The sequence below is a fragment of the Rhodococcus indonesiensis genome, assembly GCF_047782815.1.
Classification (GTDB): Bacteria; Actinomycetota; Actinomycetes; order Mycobacteriales; family Mycobacteriaceae; genus Rhodococcus; species Rhodococcus indonesiensis.
Genome location: NZ_CP180630.1, coordinates 867294 through 886140 on the forward strand (window position 1 = coordinate 867294; position 18847 = coordinate 886140).

19 protein-coding genes are annotated in these 18847 nt (G+C 68.0%); 10 read left to right on the top strand and 9 right to left on the bottom strand.

Annotated elements, in window-relative coordinates; translation table 11 throughout:
* Nucleotides 1–79: 79 nt before the first annotated feature.
* Both ACM26Y_RS04080 and ACM26Y_RS04085 read right to left on the bottom strand, forming a co-directional pair.
* Entirely contained in the window at nt 80–943 is an 864-nt protein-coding gene (locus ACM26Y_RS04080) for an alpha/beta fold hydrolase (protein ID WP_416062718.1), read from the bottom strand.
* A 23-nt stretch (nt 944–966) separates the two neighbouring features.
* On the bottom strand, nt 967–1758 hold the full coding sequence (locus tag ACM26Y_RS04085; protein ID WP_416062719.1) for an SDR family NAD(P)-dependent oxidoreductase: 792 nt from the start codon (nt 1756–1758) through the stop codon (nt 967–969).
* Nucleotides 1759–1869: 111 nt separating this feature from the next.
* On the opposite strand from ACM26Y_RS04085, the gene ACM26Y_RS04090 reads away from it, so the two are divergent.
* The 5 genes from ACM26Y_RS04090 to ACM26Y_RS04110 all read left to right on the top strand — a co-directional run bounded on the left by ACM26Y_RS04090 (nt 1870) and on the right by ACM26Y_RS04110 (nt 7563).
* Entirely contained in the window at nt 1870–2832 is a 963-nt protein-coding gene (locus tag ACM26Y_RS04090; protein WP_081005216.1) for a PDR/VanB family oxidoreductase, read from the top strand.
* Between the two features lie 72 nt (nt 2833–2904).
* Nucleotides 2905–4260: an MFS transporter gene (locus ACM26Y_RS04095; RefSeq protein ID WP_416062720.1), complete on the top strand. Its 1356-nt coding sequence runs from the start codon at nt 2905–2907 to the stop codon at nt 4258–4260.
* Between the two features lie 142 nt (nt 4261–4402).
* Complete coding sequence (locus ACM26Y_RS04100; protein WP_416062721.1) at nt 4403–5920, top strand: class I adenylate-forming enzyme family protein; 1518 nt, start codon at nt 4403–4405, stop codon at nt 5918–5920.
* Between the two features lie 28 nt (nt 5921–5948).
* Nucleotides 5949–6791, top strand: a complete 843-nt coding sequence (locus tag ACM26Y_RS04105; RefSeq protein ID WP_416062722.1) for an enoyl-CoA hydratase-related protein — start codon at nt 5949–5951, stop codon at nt 6789–6791.
* A gap of 115 nt (nt 6792–6906) precedes the next feature.
* Nucleotides 6907–7563 carry a TetR/AcrR family transcriptional regulator gene (locus ACM26Y_RS04110; RefSeq protein ID WP_371384402.1) on the top strand — a complete coding sequence of 219 codons (657 nt, stop codon included), beginning with the start codon at nt 6907–6909 and terminating at the stop codon, nt 7561–7563.
* Here the strand turns inward: ACM26Y_RS04110 and ACM26Y_RS04115 are convergent.
* The 3 genes from ACM26Y_RS04115 to ACM26Y_RS04125 all read right to left on the bottom strand — a co-directional run bounded on the left by ACM26Y_RS04115 (nt 7475) and on the right by ACM26Y_RS04125 (nt 9624).
* Nucleotides 7475–7930 (bottom strand): WhiB family transcriptional regulator, encoded by a 456-nt coding sequence (locus ACM26Y_RS04115; protein WP_416062723.1) that lies wholly within the window; start codon nt 7928–7930, stop codon nt 7475–7477. The genes ACM26Y_RS04110 and ACM26Y_RS04115 overlap by 89 nt on opposite strands.
* A 74-nt stretch (nt 7931–8004) precedes the next feature.
* Nucleotides 8005–8778 carry an SDR family NAD(P)-dependent oxidoreductase gene (locus ACM26Y_RS04120; protein ID WP_371384404.1) on the bottom strand — a complete coding sequence of 258 codons (774 nt, stop codon included), beginning with the start codon at nt 8776–8778 and terminating at the stop codon, nt 8005–8007.
* 21 nt (nt 8779–8799) lie between these two features.
* Complete coding sequence (locus ACM26Y_RS04125) at nt 8800–9624, bottom strand: sugar phosphate isomerase/epimerase family protein (RefSeq protein ID WP_371384405.1); 825 nt, start codon at nt 9622–9624, stop codon at nt 8800–8802.
* Nucleotides 9625–9813: 189 nt separating this feature from the next.
* Between ACM26Y_RS04125 and ACM26Y_RS04130 the strand changes: the two genes are divergently transcribed.
* From ACM26Y_RS04130 to ACM26Y_RS04145, 4 genes are all read left to right on the top strand, one after another.
* The gene (locus ACM26Y_RS04130; protein ID WP_040784665.1) at nt 9814–11214 is read left to right on the top strand and encodes an MFS transporter; all 1401 of its coding nucleotides are present in this window, start codon (nt 9814–9816) and stop codon (nt 11212–11214) included.
* On the top strand, nt 11211–12095 hold the full coding sequence (locus ACM26Y_RS04135; RefSeq protein WP_003939664.1) for a transketolase: 885 nt from the start codon (nt 11211–11213) through the stop codon (nt 12093–12095). The genes ACM26Y_RS04130 and ACM26Y_RS04135 overlap by 4 nt, the downstream gene beginning before the upstream one ends.
* Nucleotides 12092–13081, top strand: coding sequence for a transketolase family protein (locus tag ACM26Y_RS04140; RefSeq protein WP_003939665.1), 990 nt, complete (start codon nt 12092–12094; stop codon nt 13079–13081). Before ACM26Y_RS04135 ends, ACM26Y_RS04140 begins: the two co-directional genes overlap by 4 nt.
* Nucleotides 13082–13187: 106 nt before the next feature.
* Complete coding sequence (locus ACM26Y_RS04145; protein WP_003939666.1) at nt 13188–13844, top strand: GntR family transcriptional regulator; 657 nt, start codon at nt 13188–13190, stop codon at nt 13842–13844.
* A gap of 81 nt (nt 13845–13925) precedes the next feature.
* Here the strand turns inward: ACM26Y_RS04145 and ACM26Y_RS04150 are convergent, their stop codons facing one another.
* The 3 genes from ACM26Y_RS04150 to ACM26Y_RS04160 are packed head-to-tail and all read right to left on the bottom strand — an operon-like array spanning nt 13926 to nt 16594.
* Nucleotides 13926–15116 (bottom strand): acetyl-CoA C-acetyltransferase, encoded by a 1191-nt coding sequence (locus ACM26Y_RS04150; protein ID WP_416062724.1) that lies wholly within the window; start codon nt 15114–15116, stop codon nt 13926–13928.
* Nucleotides 15117–15167: 51 nt separating this feature from the next.
* Nucleotides 15168–15830 (bottom strand): CoA transferase subunit B, encoded by a 663-nt coding sequence (locus tag ACM26Y_RS04155; protein ID WP_003938908.1) that lies wholly within the window; start codon nt 15828–15830, stop codon nt 15168–15170.
* Nucleotides 15827–16594 carry a CoA transferase subunit A gene (locus tag ACM26Y_RS04160; protein WP_040784110.1) on the bottom strand — a complete coding sequence of 256 codons (768 nt, stop codon included), beginning with the start codon at nt 16592–16594 and terminating at the stop codon, nt 15827–15829. The genes ACM26Y_RS04155 and ACM26Y_RS04160 overlap by 4 nt, the downstream gene beginning before the upstream one ends.
* Nucleotides 16595–16794: 200 nt before the next feature.
* On the opposite strand from ACM26Y_RS04160, the gene ACM26Y_RS04165 reads away from it, so the two are divergent.
* On the top strand, nt 16795–17577 hold the full coding sequence (locus ACM26Y_RS04165) for an IclR family transcriptional regulator (protein ID WP_124258957.1): 783 nt from the start codon (nt 16795–16797) through the stop codon (nt 17575–17577).
* Between the two features lie 78 nt (nt 17578–17655).
* Here the strand turns inward: ACM26Y_RS04165 and ACM26Y_RS04170 are convergent, their stop codons facing one another.
* Complete coding sequence (locus tag ACM26Y_RS04170; protein ID WP_416062725.1) at nt 17656–18693, bottom strand: phosphotransferase family protein; 1038 nt, start codon at nt 18691–18693, stop codon at nt 17656–17658.
* Nucleotides 18694–18847: the final 154 nt, after the last annotated feature.

Below are 18847 nucleotides of genomic sequence, written 5' to 3' on the forward strand. Positions count from 1 at the left end.
TTTCGGTTTCGTGCGGTCCACCGGGCGGTTTACCCGGCGGGTGACGTATCGATGCTATCTGTTCCGGTTTCACCCATGGTTACGCAGAGAGGACGGACTCGTCGAGGAATTCGACCAGGCCGCGGCTCAACACGTCGTTGTCGTCGCCGCTCACCATGTGTCCGGCACCACCCACGTCGATGTGCCGTGCCCCGGGAATCAGGTCCAGGAGTTCGCGGGCACCGTCGATGCTGACGACGTCGGACTGGGCACCACGAATCAGCAGGGTCGGAACCCCGACGGCGCGTGCTGCGGCCCGGGCACGCTCCTCGCGTTCTGCGGCAGCATCCGGAAGGTTCGTCCGGTGCGACAGCATCCGCGGGTCCCAATGCCAATACCAGCGGCCGTCTCGTTCGCGCATGTTCTTGCGCAATCCTTCCACCCGTGGCGCGCGGCTCCGGTGCGGGTTGTACGCGATCACGGCGTCGAGCGCGTCGTGCAGACTGTCGAAGCCGGCGAGCCCCGCGCGCATGAATCCGGTGATCTTGGCCAATCCCTCGGGCTCGGCCTTCGGGGTGATATCGACCAGCACCAGCGCCCGGGAGAGCCCCGGATTGTCGCCTTCGGCGACGAGTGAGGCCATACCCCCCATCGACGCTCCCACGAGCACCGGAGGCTCACCGAGGTCGGCGACGATCGCGCAGATGTCACGCGCGTGTGCGTCGGAGCTGTAGTCGCCGTCGTCGGCCCAGTCGCTGTGGCCGTGCCCGCGCGCGTCGATCGCGTAGGAGCGCCACCCGTGTTCCGAGAGGCGGATTCCGGTGCGTTGCCACGAGTGCCTCGTCTGCCCGCCGCCGTGCAACAGCAGGACGGTGCCTTTCCGTTCGGATGTGGGCTCCCAGACATCGGCGACTAGGGAGACGCCGTCGCCGCGAAGTGTGGTCACCTTGCTCGAGATCGTCATCGTGTCGTCCTCTGCCGTCGGATTCAGTGGCCGGAAGTCCCACCGTCGACGGCGAGCGTCGAACCGGTGATGTAGCCGGATGCAGCGCTGGCGAGGAACACGACCGCGCCGTCGATCTCGCGCTGCGTGGCGGTGCGACCGAGCGAGCAGCCGCGCAGGAACTCCTCGAGCGTATCTGCCGACATCTCGGAGATCAGGTCGGTCTCGACGAAGCCGGGCGCGACGGCGTTCACGCGGATTCCTTTTCGGCGCGACCACTGATGGGACAGATCGCGGGTGAGGCCGACGAGACCGGCCTTGCTTGCGGCGTAGGCGGCTTGGGGGAGAACCGACTTGACCAGCCCGAGCATGCTCGCGATGTTGACGATGCTCGATCCGGGCTTCATCACGCGTCCGCATGCCTGCGCCGTCCAGTACGCCCCGAGCAGATTGACGTCCAGTACGGAACGAAAATCCTCGGGTCGCTCACGCGTGGCGGGTGCGGAATGGGTGACGCCGGCATTGTTGATCAGGATGTCGAGCCGACCGAACTCGGCGATGGTGGCCCGGGCGAGGGCGTCGCACTGTTCGGGGTCGGTGACATCGGTGGGGACGATGAGGCAACGGCGGCCGGCGGCCTCGATCGTGGGGGCGACGGCTTCCAGTCTCTCGCGACGGCGCGCGGCGATCACCACGTCCGCGCCGGCCTCGGCAAGGGCGCGCGCGAACCCTGCTCCGAGGCCGCTGCCGGCACCCGTGACGACGGCGACCGACCCGTCGAGCCGGAAGAGGTCGAGGATCGAGCCGGTGGCATGTGCGGTGTCTGTCGAGGTCATGTGGCTGCTCCCGGTGCTGCGTGTCATGAGGCCGTCTGTGGGCCTTGCGTCCCTTAAATCTAATTACTTAAGATTAGAGCGTAGGTGATGTCCAGGGGAACGGAAACGCTGATGGCCGCAAGCACCGAGGTGGAGCACAGCAAGATGCGGGTGATCGGCAAGGACGCACTTGCAGACGGCGTCGTGGCAGTGCGGTTCGCCGATCCCGACGGGGGGACCGTCCCGGCGTGGGAACCCGGATCGCACATCGACATCGTCATCGACGAGTCGACGGTCCGGCAGTACTCGCTGTGCGGGGATCCGGCTGACGGAACCTGCCTGACCGTCGCGGTCCTCCGTGAGGAGGACGGACGTGGAGGCTCGCGGTGGGTCCACGACTCGCTACAGGTCGGTGACCTCGTCAGCATCGCCGGCCCGCGCAACAACTTCAGCCTCGAGCCCGCGCAGTCGTATCTGTTCGTCGCGGGAGGCATCGGCATCACGCCGCTACTTCCGATGGTGCGGGCAGCCGACGCAGCAGGCGCCGACTGGAAGCTCCTGTACGGCGGACGTACCAGCGCGAGCATGGCTTTCGCGGACGAACTCGCTGCCCGGTATCCCGGCCGGGTCGAGCTACGCCCCCAGGACGAATGCGGGCTGCTCGACTTGGCGGCAGCGCTCGACTCTCTCGAGGACGGCACCGGCGTCTACTGCTGTGGACCGGAACCCCTGCTCCGAGCCATCGAGACCGCGTGCCGCAACCGCCCCGACGTCACCTTGCATGTCGAACGGTTCGCCGCGAAGGAACGGCCGTCCGACGCCGTCGACGAGGCCTTCGAGGTGGAGCTCCGGAAATCGGGCACGACGATCACTGTCGCCGCGGGCGACACAGTGCTCGACGCGGTGCTCCGCTCGGGAGTCGATGCGCCGTTCTCGTGCCGCGAGGGAACGTGCGGTACATGTGAAGCCGCTGTCCTGGAGGGTGTTCCGGATCATCGCGACTCGGTCCTCACCGAGGACGAGCAGGCGGCGAACGACTGCATGATGATCTGCGTGTCCCGCAGCTGTACCCCCAAGCTCGCCCTGGATCTGTAGGTCCCGTCTGTGGTGACCCTACGTCTGTCCCCAGCGCGAAAACATGGGCGCACCACCGCCGTCCCGCCTGGGGTGCTCATTCCGGCGCTCTGCTTCGTCGTGATGATCACCGCGGTCATGCAGACCGCCGTCGTGCCGCTGATGCCCGACATCGCGACGCAGCTCGGCGTGAGTCCGAATGCGGTGGGATGGATCGTCACCGCGAATCTCCTGACCGCGACGGTCTGTACGCCGCTGCTGGGCAGGCTCGCCGACCGCCGCGGGCCCCGAAGAGTGCTGCTCTGCATCCTGGGCGTGGTGCTTGTCGGTTCGTTGCTGTGTGTCGCGTGGGACTCGCTTCCGGTGCTCATCGCCGGGCGAGCACTGCAGGGGACGTCGTTCGCGCTGTTCCCGATCGGCGTCGCTGTGCTGCGCAGTGCTCTCGGGCCGTATCGGCTCACGGCGGCGCTCGGCATCATGTCGGGAACCATGAGCGTCGGTGGGGGCGCGGGGATGATCGCCGCCGGCCTGCTGTATCGCGACGGCGACGACTATCGTCGCGTGTTCTGGCTGCTGGTTGTGCTCGCGGTGATCGCCACTGCACTTGCGTGGTTCGTCGTTCCCGATTCACCCGGTTCCGGAACCGGCTCCGGAGCCGATTTCTGGGGTGTGGTCGGGCTTGCGGTCGGCCTGTCCGCGTTGCTGCTGGCCCTCGCGCAGGGCGGGACGTGGGGCTGGGTGTCCGCGCCGACGATCGGGTGTGTCGTCGCTGGTGCGCTCGTGCTGGCCGTCTGGTATCGGCACGAGCGGCGGTTCGATGCGCCGATGGTGACCCCAGCCCTCTTGACCGCACGTGCGGTGGCGCCGGCGCACCTCGCCGCGTTCCTCGTGGGAATCGCGATGTTCGTACAGTTTCTGGCCATAGCAATGTTCGTGCAGGTTGCTCCCGAGCAAGCGGGGTACGGGTTCGGTGCGTCGGTGCTCGAGACGAGCCTGCTGTACCTGTTACCAGGGCAGGTCGTCGGCATCATCGCAGCCGGCGTGAGCGGGCTCCTGGTGCGGAAGTTCAGCGCCGACCGGGTGCTGATGGCGGCGTGCGCTGTCGGCGTGTGTGGATTCGCGTTCGTCGGGTTCGCCCACGACCACCCGTGGCAGGTGATCCTTGCGGTGGCGGTCCTCAACATTTTCGTCAGCGTTGCCTACGGTGCCCTGCCGGCCATGCTCGTCGAGCATGTGGCTCCGCACGACACCGGTGTGGCCAACGGTATCAACGCAATTGCACGGACATTCGGCAGTTCACTGGCCAGCGCGCTGGTGGGGATGCTCCTCGCGACGATCACGATCGCGGGTACCGACCTTTCCTCCGAGCGCGCGTTCGTGGCCGCATTCGCGATCGGCGGGGTGACCGCGCTGATCGCCGGGTTCACCGCTGCGGCGAGCCGCGCTTAGCAGTTGACAGAATTTGTTTGACGTCTCATCGATGAGGCTATAGCCTGAGTCGTACGCGATATGAGGACCCGCGCTCCTCTCGCGCCGAAAATTCTTGCGGAAACGGATTCGCATTCTCTCGGTCAAGGAAGGCAAGGGACACATGGCTGCCACCGTCGGCTCGGCCCTGTATTGGTGGGCGAAGACCAAGGGGGAACAGAACGCGATCATCGTCGCCGGTGAGGCTCTGACCTACCGTGAACTCCAGGACTGGTCCGGCCGCGTCGCTCGTGCGCTCGTCGGCCGGGGCATCAAGCCGGGCGAGCGCGTCGGAGTGCTCGGCCCGAATTCGTTGATGTGGCCTGTCGTGGCACTCGGCGTGCTCAAGGCCGGTGCGGTGCTCGTCCCCTTGAACCCCCGGTTCAAGCCCGCGGAACTCCGCAAGGTCGTCGATGACGCCGATGCCGTCCTGGTCCTCGCGCCGGAGCAGTTCACCGCGACGGTCGCCGAGGCGCGGGACCTCGGGGATTCCTTCGACACGATCGCATTCACCGACCTCGCGGCGCTGCGCGAAGGGGAGCACGACGACTTCCGTGTCGACGTCGCGCCCGACGAGCCCACGGCACTTCTGTTCACCAGTGGATCCACGGGGCTGTCGAAGGGCGTCATCTGCACCAACCGGACCCTGCTCAACATCGTGTTCGAGGCCTCCCTCACCGAGGAAGGCTTCCGCCCGGGTTCCACGTCGCTGCTGGTGTTGCCGCTCGTGTTCACCCCCGGCCTCGTGTGGGGACTGATCATGTCCACGGTGCTCGGTGGCACCCTCGTCATCGAGAAGGAACTCGATCCCGGTCGTGCCGCGGCACTGCTCGGCGAGCACAAGGTGCAGGCATTGTTCGGGGTTCCGCTGATCTTCGAGGCGATCTCGCGGTCGCCCGAATTCGAGAAGGTCGACCTGTCGTCGCTGCGCACCGCCATCGTCGGCGGCGCGGCCGTTGCGCCGGCCCTGTTGAAGAGGTGGGCCGACAAGGGCGTTGCGCTGCGTCAGATCTACGGCATGACCGAGGCGGGCGGTGTGGCAACGGCAACACTGGTCTCCGAGGCCTTCGACCACCCCGACACCTGCGGTTCGGGATCGATCTTCACCGAGCTGAAGGTGGTGCGCGAGGACGGCACCGATGCCGCTCCCGGCGAAGAGGGGGAGATCCTGCTGAGGGGGCCCGGCGTGTCCCCGGGCTACTGGAACGATCCTGAGTCCACGGCGTCCGCCCTGCGCGACGGCTGGCTGCACAGCGGGGATCTGGGCACCCTCGACATCGACGGACGCGTCAAGTTCGTCGATCGTCTGAAGGATCTCATCATCACCGGCGGCATCAACGTCTCGCCTGTCGAGATCGAGCGGGTCATCAGCGAGATCCCGGGTGTCGAGGAGGTTGCCGTCATCGCCGCGTCCGACGAGCGTTTCGGCGAGACGCCCGCGGCGATCGTCACTGTGAAGGACGGCGTGGACGAGGCGAGCATCGTCGAGCACTGCGACCGTCTCATGGCCGACTACAAAGTGCCCCGTTATGTCGTGATCCGCGACGAGCCGCTCCCTCGACTTCCCAGTGGCAAGCTGTCGAAGACGGCGATCCGGTCCGAGTACCGCGACGTCTCCGAACGATTCGACAAGGTGCGCTGACACACCCGTCGCGCAGAGAGGAGCCCCCGTGGCTCGGACCGGAACCGATGACTCGATAGTCCTCGAGCGGCACGGAGAAATCGCCGTCGTACGCTTGAACCGTCCCGATCGGCTCAACGCGTTCACCGACGCGATGTGCTACCGGCTCATCGAGATCTTCGACGAGACCGACGCCGACGACGAGGTGCGCGCGGTCGTGCTCACCGGAACCGGCCGGGCGTTCTGCGCGGGGGCTGATCTCGCCGCAGGCGGCGACACGTTCGTACTCGGCGAGGACCCGGCGACCGGCGGAGCCCCCGCCGACACGGGGGGACAGGTAACGCTGCGGATCTACCGTTCCCTGAAGCCGGTGATCGCAGCAATCAACGGCCCCGCAGCAGGCGTCGGTGTCACGATGACACTTCCGGCCGATATCCGCATCGCCTCGGACACGGCCAAGTTCGGATTCGTGTTCACTCGCCGCGGCTTGGTGCCGGAGGCATGCTCGACGTGGTTCCTCCCGCGGGCGGTCGGAATCTCCACCGCCGTCGAATGGGCGGTCGGGGGAAAGATGGTGCCGGCCAAAGAAGCTCTCGAACGCGGATTGGTACGTGAACTCGTGCCGGCCGATCAGGTGTCGGCTCGGGCCATCGAGATTGCTCGGGAACTCGTATCCGGCACGGCCCCTGTCTCCGCAGCACTGACACGGCAGCTGATGTGGCAGATGCTCGGAGCCTCCAGCCCCGAAGTCGCGCACCGCGCCGAGTCCGCCGGCATCTACGTGCGGGGCGTCTCCGATGACGTGCGCGAAGGGGTCGCTGCCTTCCTCGAAAAACGTGCACCGGAGTTTTCGGATCGCGTGTCGGACGGGCTGCCGAACCTGTTCGAGTAACCCGGAAGTCGTGGTCGATCGTCCTTGCCGTCCTGACGGGTCGAGTATTTGACAAAGGTCAGCACTTGTATCATTGCCCGTACGGATACGGCGAGGGCGACTTCAGGAGTGACGAATGGCGCGACGGCGGGTGAATGTCCTCAGCGACGACGCCGAGGTGGCGCGCGGCCAGATCTTGAAGGCTGCCGAATCGATGTTCCAGCGGTACGGGCTGACGAAGACGACGATGGACGACATCGCCAAAGAGGCCGGTGTTTCGCGGCCGACGGTGTACCGCTACTTCGGGGACCGTGACACCCTGATCACGGCGCTGATCGAAGTGCGGTCACGCCGACTGTTCGACAAAGCCCGAGACTTCCTGCGTGAGCGGGAGACTTTTGCGGAGCAGATCGTCGACGGCTTGATCTTCCTCGTCGATCGTGGTCGCCACGATCCGATCATCCGGCTGATCGTCAGTCCCGAGCACATGGACCTGGCGACAGCGCTGGTCGGAAGCAGCGGCCTGGCGGCCAGGCTCACACAGGAAATGTGGGCTCCATTGCTCGAAGAGGCCCGCGAACGGGGTGAAATCCGCAACGGCCTCACCGACGAGGAGATCTGCCAGTGGATCGCACTGGTGCAGCTCATCCTCGTGGGGCGGATGGACTTCAGCTCCGAAGGCGACCCGGAGAACCGGCGGATGCTCACCAATTTCCTGCTGCCGGGGATTGTGACGGAGAAGTCCGCCAGGAAGCCGCGGTCCCGTGCGAAGACTGCCGCTCCGGCCCCCTAGATTCGCGGGTGCCGACGCCGGGATCGTCTCGGGTGAGCTCGGTGTGTCGGCGGAGGTCGGATCGACCGCTGTCGGAACCGTCCCGGACTGCGTGCTTGCGGCGTTCTGCTTCGGAGGTCCCGCCCCAGATCCCATGTCCTTCATCGGTGTCGAGTGCGAAATTCAGGCATGGGATCCGGACGGGGCAGGTTGTGCAGATCTGTCTTGCAATCCGTTCGCGCCGCAGCCGAACCCCGCGTGTTTCGTGATCGGGCGGATAGAAGACGGACGGGTCGACGAGACGGCAATCGGCGCGTGACTGCCACTCCCATCGGGTTGCACCCGACCGAGTCGGAGAAATGGACGTGAAGTGAAAAGGTGCGTTCATGGCTCTTCGTCGCTCGGGTGACAAGGAGGCGGGGTATCGGAGTGCAGTGCCCCGCTGCGAGTGGCCTGGCGTGATCAGTGCATGTGGCTGCCGCCGTTGATGTCGACGGTGGTGCCGGTCAGGTAGGCGGCGTCCTCGGAGGAGAGGAACGTGATGACCGAGGCCACCTCGCGGGTGGTGGCGGTGCGCCCGAGCGGGATGTCGCGGCAGATGGCGGCTTCCTGTTCGGGGGTGCTGCCGACGCGGATTCCGGTGTCGACTGCTCCGGGGGTGACGGCATTGACGGTCACCCCGGTGTCACCGAGCTCGCGGGCGAGGGACTTGGTGAAGCCGAGGACGGCCGCCTTGGCAGAGGAGTAGGGGACCTTGCCGAAGACACCGCCGCCGCGCTGCGCGGAAACGGAGGACATGTTCACGATCCGGCCCCAGCCGTTGTCGATCATCGCCGGGAGGAAGGCGCGGGTGACCAGGTAGGTGCCGGTGGCATTGACGGCCATGACCTTGTTCCACAGTTCGAGGGTGGTGTCGAGGAACGGCACCGGCGAGGTGATTCCGGCGATGTTGGCCAGGGCCCCGACGGGCGGGAGGGTGCCGGCGGCCACTTCGGCGGCGACGGCGTCGTGCGCGCGCCGGACGGACGATTCGTCTGCGACGTCGATCTCGTGGCCGAACGCCGGAACGGAGTATTCGCTGCCGATCTCCGCTGCGACCTTGGCGGACTTCTCGCCGTTCAGATCGAGGACGACGACGGCCCAGCCGTCCTCGGCGTAGCGGCGGGCGGTGGCGAGGCCGATACCGCGCTCGGAGGTGGCGCCGGTGACGACGGCGGTGCGCTGGGTGGAAGACATGGTTCTCCTTCGATGGCTGGGTCAGGGGATGAGCGGGGAAATGAAGCGGGCGGCCCGGGCGGTGCTGTCCGGGCGTCGATCGTGGGTGACGTCGCGGGTTTCGAGTTCGAGGCTGAAGTGGCCGGCGTAGCCGAAGTCGGCAAGGGCCTCGATGCCGGCGGCGAAGTCGGCGGCACCGTTTCCGAGGCTGAGATTGATGTTCCCGGGGACGGCATCGCGCAGATGTACGTGGGAGATGCGCCGGCCGAACAGGTGGACGAAGTCGACCGGGTCGCCGCCGGAGGCGACGATGTGACTGAAATCCATCACGATCCCGATCTCGGGCGAGAGTCTGGCGGTCAGCTGCGTGGCACGGGCGATGTCGCAGCACAGGCGGTGCACGTGCAACGACTCCGTCCACAGGGCCACCCCGAAGACCCGGGCGGTCTCGGCTGCCCACTCCAGTTGGGCGGCAACGACATCGAGATCCTCGTCGAGTGATCGGACCGGGGTGTGGTCGAGGGCTCCGCACGGCAGGACCAGCGCCCGCGCCTCGACGCCGGCAGCGAGGGCGAGCAACTGATCGAGATGGCGTTTCCGCTCGTCGCGCTGGGCGGGAGTCGGTGGCAGGTTGAGGTCGCCGATGTCGCCGTTGACGCTGCGCACGCGCAGTCCGGATGCGGCCACTTCCTCGATCACCTGCTCGACGCCGGGGGCGTCGAGGCCGAAGGGAACGTGGTCGCACACTCCGGGTAGGGCGCCGAGATCGATCTCGGCGAACCCGAGGCCGGAAATGGTCGAGAGGGCCTCGCTCAGGGCGAGGTGGCGAAAGCTGATCGATGAACAGCCGAGCCGGTCGTGGACCACGAGGACTCCTTCGAAGGAACGAGGTGATGCAGACCACGGTAGAACGATTGACTGTCAACAGTCAACGGTCGAACATTGACGGTTGACAGGGGCTGGTGGTGGGGGTCACACTCGGTGCACACTGTTGACAGTCGACATCCACGTTCCCGATCCCCCTACCGGTCCTCCCGGTTCGAAGAGGAGATGTTCATGAGCACCGATGCTCTCCGGATGCGCGGTCCCGTCCACGGCACGAAAGACGCCAAACGCGTCGCGATCGGCTCCTCGGTAGGGGCGGTCATCGAGACCTACGACTTCATCGGCTTCGGCACCGCCGCAGCCCTGTACTTCGGTACCGCCTTCTTTCCCAGCGGCGATCCGGTCATCGGTACCCTCGCCGCCTTCGCCACCCTCGGTGTCGGATTCGCGGCCAGGCCCCTCGGCGGCATCCTCGGCGGGCACCTCGGCGACAAGATCGGCCGCAAACCCGTCCTGGTCGCCTCCCTCATCGTCATGGGCCTGGCCACCTTCGCGATCGGGCTGCTGCCGACCTACACCCAGGTCGGACTCGTCGCGCCGGCCCTGCTGGTGACCGTGCGGATCGTCCAGGGTCTGGCCTTCGGCGCCGAGTGGGGCGGGGCGATCCTGATGAGCTACGAACACGCCCCCTGGAAGGCGAAGGGCCGCTATACCGGCATCGTCCAGGCCGGTTTCCCGGTCGGGCTGTTGCTGGCGAATCTCGTCTTCCTCTTCAGCGTGCACCTGGGTGGTGACTGGGCGTGGCGCGTGCCGTTCCTCGCCAGCATCGTCCTGGTTGCCGTCGGCCTGATCATCCGGTCCAAGGTGCCCGAGTCCCCGGTCTTCGAAGACGTCAAGGACAGCGGTGAGATCGCAGCCTCCCCGGTACTCGAGTCGATCAAGAAGGATTGGCGCGACATCCTGCGCGGCATCGGACTGCGAGTCGCCGAAACCGCCGGATACGCGGTCTCGATCACCTACATGATCTCGTATCTGCACACCAACGACCTGGCCGGAAAATCCGAAACACTGCTGGCGCTGTGCATCGCCTCCGCGATCGGCATCGTTGCCACCTTCGCCTGGGCCGCCCTGACGGACCGCATCGGGCGCCGCCCGGTGTACCTGGGCGTGTGCGCCTTCGCCGCCTTGTTCGGCGTGCCGATGTTCCTGTTGGTCAACACCGGCCTGTTCATCCTGATCGTCGCGACGATCGTCGTCGCCTACGCGGTGTGCCAGAACGCTCTCGCCGGCGCGCAGGGTGCCTGGTTCCCCGAACTGTTCCAGGCGGCGCGGCGCGCCTCGGGCGCTTCCCTGGCCTACCAGATCTCGGCCATGGTCTCCGGCTTCACCCCGTTCGTCACCACTCTGCTCTACGTCTCCCTCGGCTGGGTCGGCCCGGCCCTGTTGTTCAGTGCCTTCGGACTGATCGGCTTGATCACAGCCTGGTTCACCCGGGAGACGTGGGGCGCTACCGAGCGCCGGCTCGCCGACGAGGCCACGCGCTCAGAAGAACACGCCTCCGGCCACGGCGACGCAACGCCGCACCGCCACGCCGGAACGGCCTCGAACACCAAGGAAAAGGAACTGTTGTGACCACCACTGCGCACGTCGGCGCCCTCCCTCGCGACCGTCGCCTCGCCGCCGTCGACGAGTTCGCCTACCGCCTCAGGCACAACGTGCTCGACATGGGCCAGGAACAGGGTCAGGGCTATGTCGGACAGGCTCTCGGCGCGGCCGACATCCTGGCCACCGTCTACGCCGCACACCTGCGGTTTCGGGCCGACGACCCCGACTGGGTCGGCCGCGACCGGTTCCTGCTCTCGACCGGCCACTACGCCATCGGGCTCTACGCAGCGCTCGCCGAGGCCGGAACCATCCCGCGTGAGGAACTGCTGACGTACGGCTCGGACGATTCCCGCCTCCCGATGTCGGGGATGTCCTCCTATACCCCGGGCATGGAGATCTCCGGGGGTTCGCTCGGGCACGGTCTCCCCGTCGCCGTGGGAATGGCCCTGGGTCTGCGCCACCAGGACTCGCAGGCGCGGGTGTTCAACTTCCTGTCCGACGGGGAACTCGACGAAGGCTCGACGTGGGAAGCGGCGATGAGCGCGCACCACCACCAGCTCGGCAACCTGATCGCGATGGTCGACATCAACGCTCTGCAGGCCGACGGCGCGACCGCCGGGGTGCTCGGCACCGAACCCGTGCACGACAAGTGGACCGCCTGCGGTTGGCGCACCTACCGCGTCGACGGCAACGACACCGACGCCCTGCTCGGTGCCTTCGACGATGCCGTGGACGGTGCCGCCGCACACGGCGCGCCGGCGGTCGTCCTGTGCGACACGCGTGTCGGCAAGGGGGTGCCGTTGCTGGAAACCAGGGAGAAGGCGCACTTCATGCGGATCGACGAGCACGAATGGCAGATCTGCCGCGACCAGTTGACCGCCGGATACGACCTCGAGGATGCTCGATGACCACCACCGCTCCCAAACTCAAGACCTCGGCGATGATCGCCTCCTTCGTCGATCCCGGCCAGAAGACGACCGCCGCACCCTTCGGCCACGCACTGGTCGCGGCGGCGCAGTCGAACGACAAGATCGTCGGGCTGTCCGCGGATCTGGCCAAGTACACCGACATGCACATCTTCGCCGAGGCCTTCCCCGACCGCTTCTTCCAGATGGGCATGGCCGAACAACTGCTGTTCGGTGCCGCCGCCGGCATGGCGGAAACGGGACTGGTGCCGTTCGCTTCGACCTACTCGGTGTTCGCTGCCCGTCGCGCCTACGACTTCCTGTGCCTGGACATCGCCGAACCGAATCTGAACGTCAACATCGTCGGCGGTCTGCCGGGCCTGACCACCGGCTACGGCCCCAGCCACCAGGCCACCGAGGACATCGCCATCTTCCGCGGCATGCCGAACCTGACGATCGTCGACCCGTGCGATTCGGTAGACATCGAGCAAGCGGTCCCGCAGCTGGCCGCCTGCCCGGGACCGACCTATCTGCGCTTGCTCCGCGGCAAGGTCGCCACCGTCCTCGACGAGTACGGCTACAGCTTCGAACTGGGGAAGGCCAAGGTACTGCGCGACGGCAACGACGTCGTCTTCGTCACCAGCGGCCTGATGACGATGCGGGCCCTGCAGGCCGCCCAGGAGCTGTCCCGGCACAACGTCGACGTCGCCGTGGTCCACACCCCGACGATCAAGCCGTTCGACGCCGCCACCGTGCTCGCCGAGATCGACACGGACCGCCTCGCTGTCACTCTCGAGAACCACACCGTCGTCGGGGGGCTGTTCGAGACGGTGGCTGCCGCCGCCGTGGGTGCGGGCCTCGGGCGGAAGATCACACCGATCGCGCTGCCCGACCGCTTCCTCGACGCCGGCGCTCTGCCGACGCTGCACGATCGTTACGGTCTGAGCACCGACCGGATCGTCGCCCGCGTCCTGGCCGAGCTGGGCTGAGTCGGCGCTCCGAGTGATCGGGCCCGCACCGTCGTCGGTGCGGGCCCGTATCATTGTCGACAGACTGTTGTCGACAGTTGCCCGCTGACACCGCCTGGAGGCATCAATGGCCGCACAACCCGCCGCGCTGCTCGGACTGGAGAAGACCAGTCTGCGCCAGCAGGCCGTCGCGGCCCTGCGCAGCGCCATCACCAGCGGCGCCCTCGCCCCGAGCAGTCCGCTCGTCGAAACCGAGCTGTCCGAGATGCTCCAGATCAGTCGCGGCACCCTGCGTGAGGCCATGCGCCAGCTTCAGCAGGAAGGGTTGATCTCCGCTGGTGCGCGGGGCCGGCTCTACGTCCGCCATCTCGACGCCAAGGAGATCCGCGACATCTTCGCCGTCCGCGCGGCCCTCGAGGCCCTCGCGGTCCGGGAGCTCGCGGAGCTACCCGACCGCTCGACCGTGGTCCCGGCCCTGCGTGAGGCGCTCGACGTGATGGCGCGTGCCGAGCACGATCTCGAGGCCCGCATCGAGGCAGATCTGAACTTCCACCGCATCCTCTGCCGGCTGACCGGCAACGAAACGCTGATGCACTCGTGGCAGTCCCTCGAAGGGTCGATCCGCATGTCCATCATGTTCGCCGGGCTGGAAAAGGCTGTCGGCAACATGGACGTCGGACGGCACAGCGCCATCGTCGACGCCATCGAAACTGGCGACTCCGACGAAGCAGCCGCCACCGTGCGCTCCCACATGAAATGGGCTGCAGCCAATCTCGTTTCCTGAGGCACCTCGGAAGCGTTCGGGCGGAGGCGATCGTGTCGCCTCCGCCCGAACGGTCTTCGAAGGATCCTCGAGGTGTGAGTCCTACGCCTTGGGGACGCGGACGATGAGGGCGTCGCCCTGCCCGCCGCCGCCGCACAGGGCCGCGGCCCCGACCCCGCCGCCGCGGCGGGCCAGCTCGAGGGCCAGGTGCAGCACGATCCGCGCCCCGGACATCCCCAGCGGGTGCCCCAGCGCGATCGCCCCGCCGTTGACGTTGACCCGCTCCGGGTCCAGGCCCAGCTCGCGGGTCGAGGCGATCCCCACCGCGGCGAACGCCTCGTTGATCTCCACCAGGTCCAGATCCTTCGGGTCGATGCCCTCCCGCGCGCAGGCCTTCGCGATCGCCCGCGCCGGCTGGGACTGCAGCGTCGAATCGGGACCGGCGACCACCCCGTGCCGGCCGATCTCGGCGATCCAGCTCAGCCCGAGTTCCTCGGCCTTGGTCTTGGACATCACCACCACCGCCGCCGCGCCGTCGGAGATCTGCGAGGCCGACCCGGCGGTGACGGTGCCGTCCGGGGCGAACGCCGGGCGCAGCTTCGCCAGGGACTCGGCGGTGGTGTCCGGGCGGATGCCCTCGTCGGCGGCGACGACGAGCGGGTCGCCCTTGCGCTGCGGGATCGACACCGGCACCACCTCGGCGTCGAACAGCCCGTCCTTGTGCGCGCGGGCCGCCCGCTGGTGGCTGGCGGCGGCGAAGGCGTCCTGCTCGGCGCGCGAGACCGCCGCCGCGCTGGTGTTGGCGGACTCGGTCAGGGCGCCCATGGCCTGGTCGGTGAAGATGTCGTGCAGCCCGTCGAAGGCCAGGTGGTCGCGCAGGGTGACATCGCCGTACTTGAAGCCCGCGCGGGACTTTTCGAGCAGGTGCGGGGCCTGGCTCATCGATTCCTGGCCGCCGGCGACGACGACGTCGAACTCGCCCGCGCGGATGAGCTGGTCGGCCATCGCGATCGCGTCGATGCCCGACAGGCACACCTTGTTGATCGTCAGGGCGGGGACGTCCATCGGGATGCCGGCGGCGACGGCGGCCTGCCGGGCCGGGATCTGCCCGGCGCCGGCGGTGAGCACCTGCCCCATGATCACGTACTCGACCTGCTCGGGGGCGACCCCGGCCTTGGCCAGGGCCCCGGCGATGGCGACCCCGCCGAGGTCCGAGCCGGAGAAGTCCTTCAAGGCGCCCTGCAGACGCCCCATCGGGGTCCGGGCTCCGGCAACGATGACAGAACTGGTCACAATGGCTTCTCCGATCCTGTTGGCGAGCAGTGGTATTCGATTACGTTCGTCTCAGACGAGCTCGTCGATGCGGACCTCGAGCGGCGCCGCGGTGGCCGCGAGGACCTCGTCGACGGTGACGCCGGGTGCGAGTTCACGCAGCGCGAGGGTCCCGTCACCCACGACGTCGATCACCGCGAGATCGGTGATGATCCGGTCTACGACACCCTGGCCGGTCAGGGGCAGCGAGCAGGTGTCGACGATCTTCGAATTGCCCTCGCGGTCGGTGTGTTCCATGACCACGATGACCCGGCTGGCGCCGTGCACCAGGTCCATGGCGCCGCCCATGCCCTTGACCATCTTGCCGGGGACCATCCAGTTGGCCAGGTCGCCCGTGCGGGAGACCTGCATGCCGCCGAGCACGGCGGTGTCGATGTGCCCGCCGCGGATCATCCCGAAAGACAGTGCCGAATCGAAGAAGGCCGCACCGGGATTGACGGTCACCGTCTCCTTGCCCGCGTTGATCAGGTCCGGGTCGACGTTCTCCTCGGTGGGGTAGGGGCCGGTGCCGAGGATGCCGTTCTCCGAGTGCAACGTCACGTGCACGTCCGGCGGGAGATGGCCGGGGATGAGCGTCGGCAGTCCGATACCGAGATTGACGTACTCGCCGTCGATCATCTCCTCGGCCGCGCGGGCCGCCATCTGATCTCGGGTCCATCCCTTGGTGCCGGTCATCGTGCCGCCCCTTCCGTTGCCTGAACTGTCCGCTTCTCGATCCGCTTGTCCTGCGGACCGGTTTCGACGATGCGCTGCACGAAGATTCCCGGCAGGTGCACCTGGGCGGGATCGAGCTCGCCGGGCTCGACGAGTTCCTCGACCTGCGCGATGGTGACCTTGCCGGCCATCGCGGCCAGCGGATTGAAGTTCATCGCCGTCTTGTCGAAGATCAGGTTGCCCGCGGTGTCGCCCTTGACCGCGTGCACCAGCGCGAAGTCGGCGGTGATGCCCTGCTCCATCACGTACCGCTTGTCGCCGAAGGCCCGGGTCTCCTTCGGCGGGGACGCCACGGCCACCGAGCCGTCGACGTTGTACCGCCACGGCAGTCCGCCGTCGGCGACGGGGGTGCCGACGCCCGCGGGGGTGAAGAAGGCGGGGATGCCGGCGCCGCCGGCCCGCAGCCGCTCGGCGAGGGTGCCCTGCGGGGTGAGCTCGACCTCGAGCTCACCGGCGAGGTACTGACGGGCGAACTCCTTGTTCTCGCCGACGTAGGAGGCGGTCACCCGGCGGATCTGCCGTCCGTTGAGCAGCAGGCCGAGGCCGTGGTCGTCGACACCGCAGTTGTTGGAGAAGACCTCCAGGTCGCCGACGCCGGACTCGACGAGCGCGCGGATCAGGGCGTCGGGGATGCCGCACAACCCGAACCCGCCGACGGCGATCGTCGCGCCGTCGGACACGTCCGCGACGGCCGCCGCGGGCGTACCGAACACTTTCGTTCCCATCAAGACCCCTCTCGAGAATTCGGTCCGTGCGGACCCGGTGCAGGATGTGTTCACTCAATGGACGATCGCACATCGTTCGCTTACCACTACAAACGCCAGGTCCTTCGATTTCAAGACCTTGTCAGAGGCCTTTTCGAGATTGCTCGCCCATCGGAACGTCGTTGCGGCCGACGTTCACTGAGTGGACGTATTCTGGGGGCATGACGGACGAGCAGAGACCTCAGGTGATCGGGCGGGTCGGAGCCCTCCTGCGGGCGATCGCCGGGCACGAACCGGTCGGATCGTCGACGTCCGACCTCGCGCGGGCGACGAGCCTCGCACGGCCGACCGTGCACCGCCTGCTGACCTCGCTCGCCGACGAGGGGCTCGTCGACCGTGACCCGAAGACCGGACGATGGTCGCTGGGACCCGAGCTCTACCTCCTGGGCTCGCTCGCGGCCGGCCGGTACGACATCACCGACCTCGCCCGGGACGTGCTGCGCGATCTCGCGCGGGAGACCGGGGAGAGCGCGTTCCTGTCCGCCCGGCGCGGCGACGAGACCGTGTGCCTCGCCAGTGAGGAGGGCAGCTTCCCCCTGCGCTCCCACGTCCTGCACGTCGGCATCCGGCTGCCGCTCGGGGTCGCGTCCGCGGGACTGGTCATCCTGTCCCATCTCTCGGACCGCGACATCGACGAGTACCTGTCCCGCACCGACCTGACCGCGGAGTGGGGACCGGACCACACCCGGCAGGCGGTCGAGGAGCGGATCGTCGCGACGCGCCTGGCCGGCTACTCCACCAATCCCGCTCTGCTCGTGGAAGGGAGCTGGGGGATGGGGGCCGCCGTCTTCGACCACCGCGACGCACCGGTCTGGGCGCTGAGCATCACCGGGGTCGAGAGCCGCTTCCGCGAGGATCGTCGCCCCGAACTCGGGGAACTGCTGCTCCGGCAGGCCCACCGGCTCACCCAGTTGCTGCGCCAGCGCCCCCGGCGCTCCGGGTGAGGGCCCCGAGGTGATCCGCGAGGGGCTGCGGCACCGGCTCGCCGTCCCGGCGTCCAGGCGGCCCGCATTGTCGTCGCGTCAGCCCGGCCCCCGTCCCGTGAGCACCTCGCGGGCCATCTCGGCCAGTTGCGCCGGCCGCCGGGCGAGGGCGTCGACGTCGACGTCCTGGCCGCCCATCGTCCCGGCGCGGAACCTCGCCGCCACACCCTCCGCAATGGCGGCGAGCTTCCACAGCGCGAAGGCCTGGTGGTAGCGCAGGTCGTCGAGATCGCGTCCGGTCGTGTCGGCATACCGGGTGGCGATCGTGTCGACGTCGAGGAAACCGTCGGCGGGATCGGGTGCCCAGCCGATCACGTCGGCCGACGCCCAGGTGGCGGTGAGCCACCCGAGGTCGGCCAGGACGTCGCCGACGGTCCACAGTTCCCAGTCGAGCACCGCCCGGACCTCACCGTCGGGCCCGATCAGCAGGTTGCCCGGCCGGAAGTCGCCGTGCACCAACCCGGTCCACCGTTCGGCGGGCAGATGCCGGGTCAGGAGGTCGTAGACGTCCCACAGGGGACCGGGACCGACACCGCCGTCGGCGAGCTGACGGCTCCAGCGGCGCAACTGGCGCTCGAGGTAGCTGCCGGGTCTGCGCATCTGCGCCAGCGGTCCGGTCGTGGTGTCCACCGCGTGGATCTTCGCGAGGGTGTCCACGATGCTGTGGGAGGCGGCCCGCCGGTGGCGCCGGGGGAGCGCGGCGACCGTCTCGGCATCGTCGAGGACGATGCCGTCGACGTGCGTCATGACGTAGAAGTCCGCCCCCGTCACCGCGTGGTCGGTGCAGTAGCCCAGTACCGGCGGTACCGGCACCGGGCCGCCGGCGAGCAGGTCGAGGATGCGCCACTCCCGCACGACGTCGTGGGCGGAGGAGAGCAGCGTCCCGGTCGGCGGCCGGCGCAGGACCCACCGCGTCCCTGCGTCGTCACGGACCCGGTAGGTCAGATTGGACCGGCCTCCGGTGATCAGTTCGAAGCGCAGCGGCGGTGCGACCGCCGGAAGGTTCTCGACGAACCACGCGGTGACGCGCGCGGCGTCGATTCCGATCGGCTCGCTCGCGGCATTCGACTGGGCCATCGCGCCCCTGCTCTCGGTGGGAAGGCGTGTGTGCGGATCCTTCATGCCTACCTGCCCCGCGCACCGATCGGTGCGTGCCGTGCCGGGCCGACCGAAAGTTCCGGAACACCGTCCACAGGGATGGGATCTCTGCGACCGTGCGAGTATGAGGCCC

Coding starts and splice junctions, on each gene's coding strand:
- ACM26Y_RS04080 (WP_416062718.1), bottom strand. CDS start 943: ATGACGATCTCGAGCAAGGTGACCACACTTCGCGGCGACGGCGTCTCC.
- ACM26Y_RS04085 (WP_416062719.1), bottom strand. CDS start 1,758: ATGACCTCGACAGACACCGCACATGCCACCGGCTCGATCCTCGACCTC.
- ACM26Y_RS04090 (WP_081005216.1), top strand. CDS start 1,870: ATGGCCGCAAGCACCGAGGTGGAGCACAGCAAGATGCGGGTGATCGGC.
- ACM26Y_RS04100 (WP_416062721.1), top strand. CDS start 4,403: ATGGCTGCCACCGTCGGCTCGGCCCTGTATTGGTGGGCGAAGACCAAG.
- ACM26Y_RS04110 (WP_371384402.1), top strand. CDS start 6,907: ATGGCGCGACGGCGGGTGAATGTCCTCAGCGACGACGCCGAGGTGGCG.
- ACM26Y_RS04115 (WP_416062723.1), bottom strand. CDS start 7,930: ATGAACGCACCTTTTCACTTCACGTCCATTTCTCCGACTCGGTCGGGT.
- ACM26Y_RS04120 (WP_371384404.1), bottom strand. CDS start 8,778: ATGTCTTCCACCCAGCGCACCGCCGTCGTCACCGGCGCCACCTCCGAG.
- ACM26Y_RS04130 (WP_040784665.1), top strand. CDS start 9,814: ATGAGCACCGATGCTCTCCGGATGCGCGGTCCCGTCCACGGCACGAAA.
- ACM26Y_RS04140 (WP_003939665.1), top strand. CDS start 12,092: ATGACCACCACCGCTCCCAAACTCAAGACCTCGGCGATGATCGCCTCC.
- ACM26Y_RS04145 (WP_003939666.1), top strand. CDS start 13,188: ATGGCCGCACAACCCGCCGCGCTGCTCGGACTGGAGAAGACCAGTCTG.
- ACM26Y_RS04155 (WP_003938908.1), bottom strand. CDS start 15,830: ATGACCGGCACCAAGGGATGGACCCGAGATCAGATGGCGGCCCGCGCG.
- ACM26Y_RS04160 (WP_040784110.1), bottom strand. CDS start 16,594: ATGGGAACGAAAGTGTTCGGTACGCCCGCGGCGGCCGTCGCGGACGTG.
- ACM26Y_RS04165 (WP_124258957.1), top strand. CDS start 16,795: ATGACGGACGAGCAGAGACCTCAGGTGATCGGGCGGGTCGGAGCCCTC.
- ACM26Y_RS04170 (WP_416062725.1), bottom strand. CDS start 18,693: ATGGCCCAGTCGAATGCCGCGAGCGAGCCGATCGGAATCGACGCCGCG.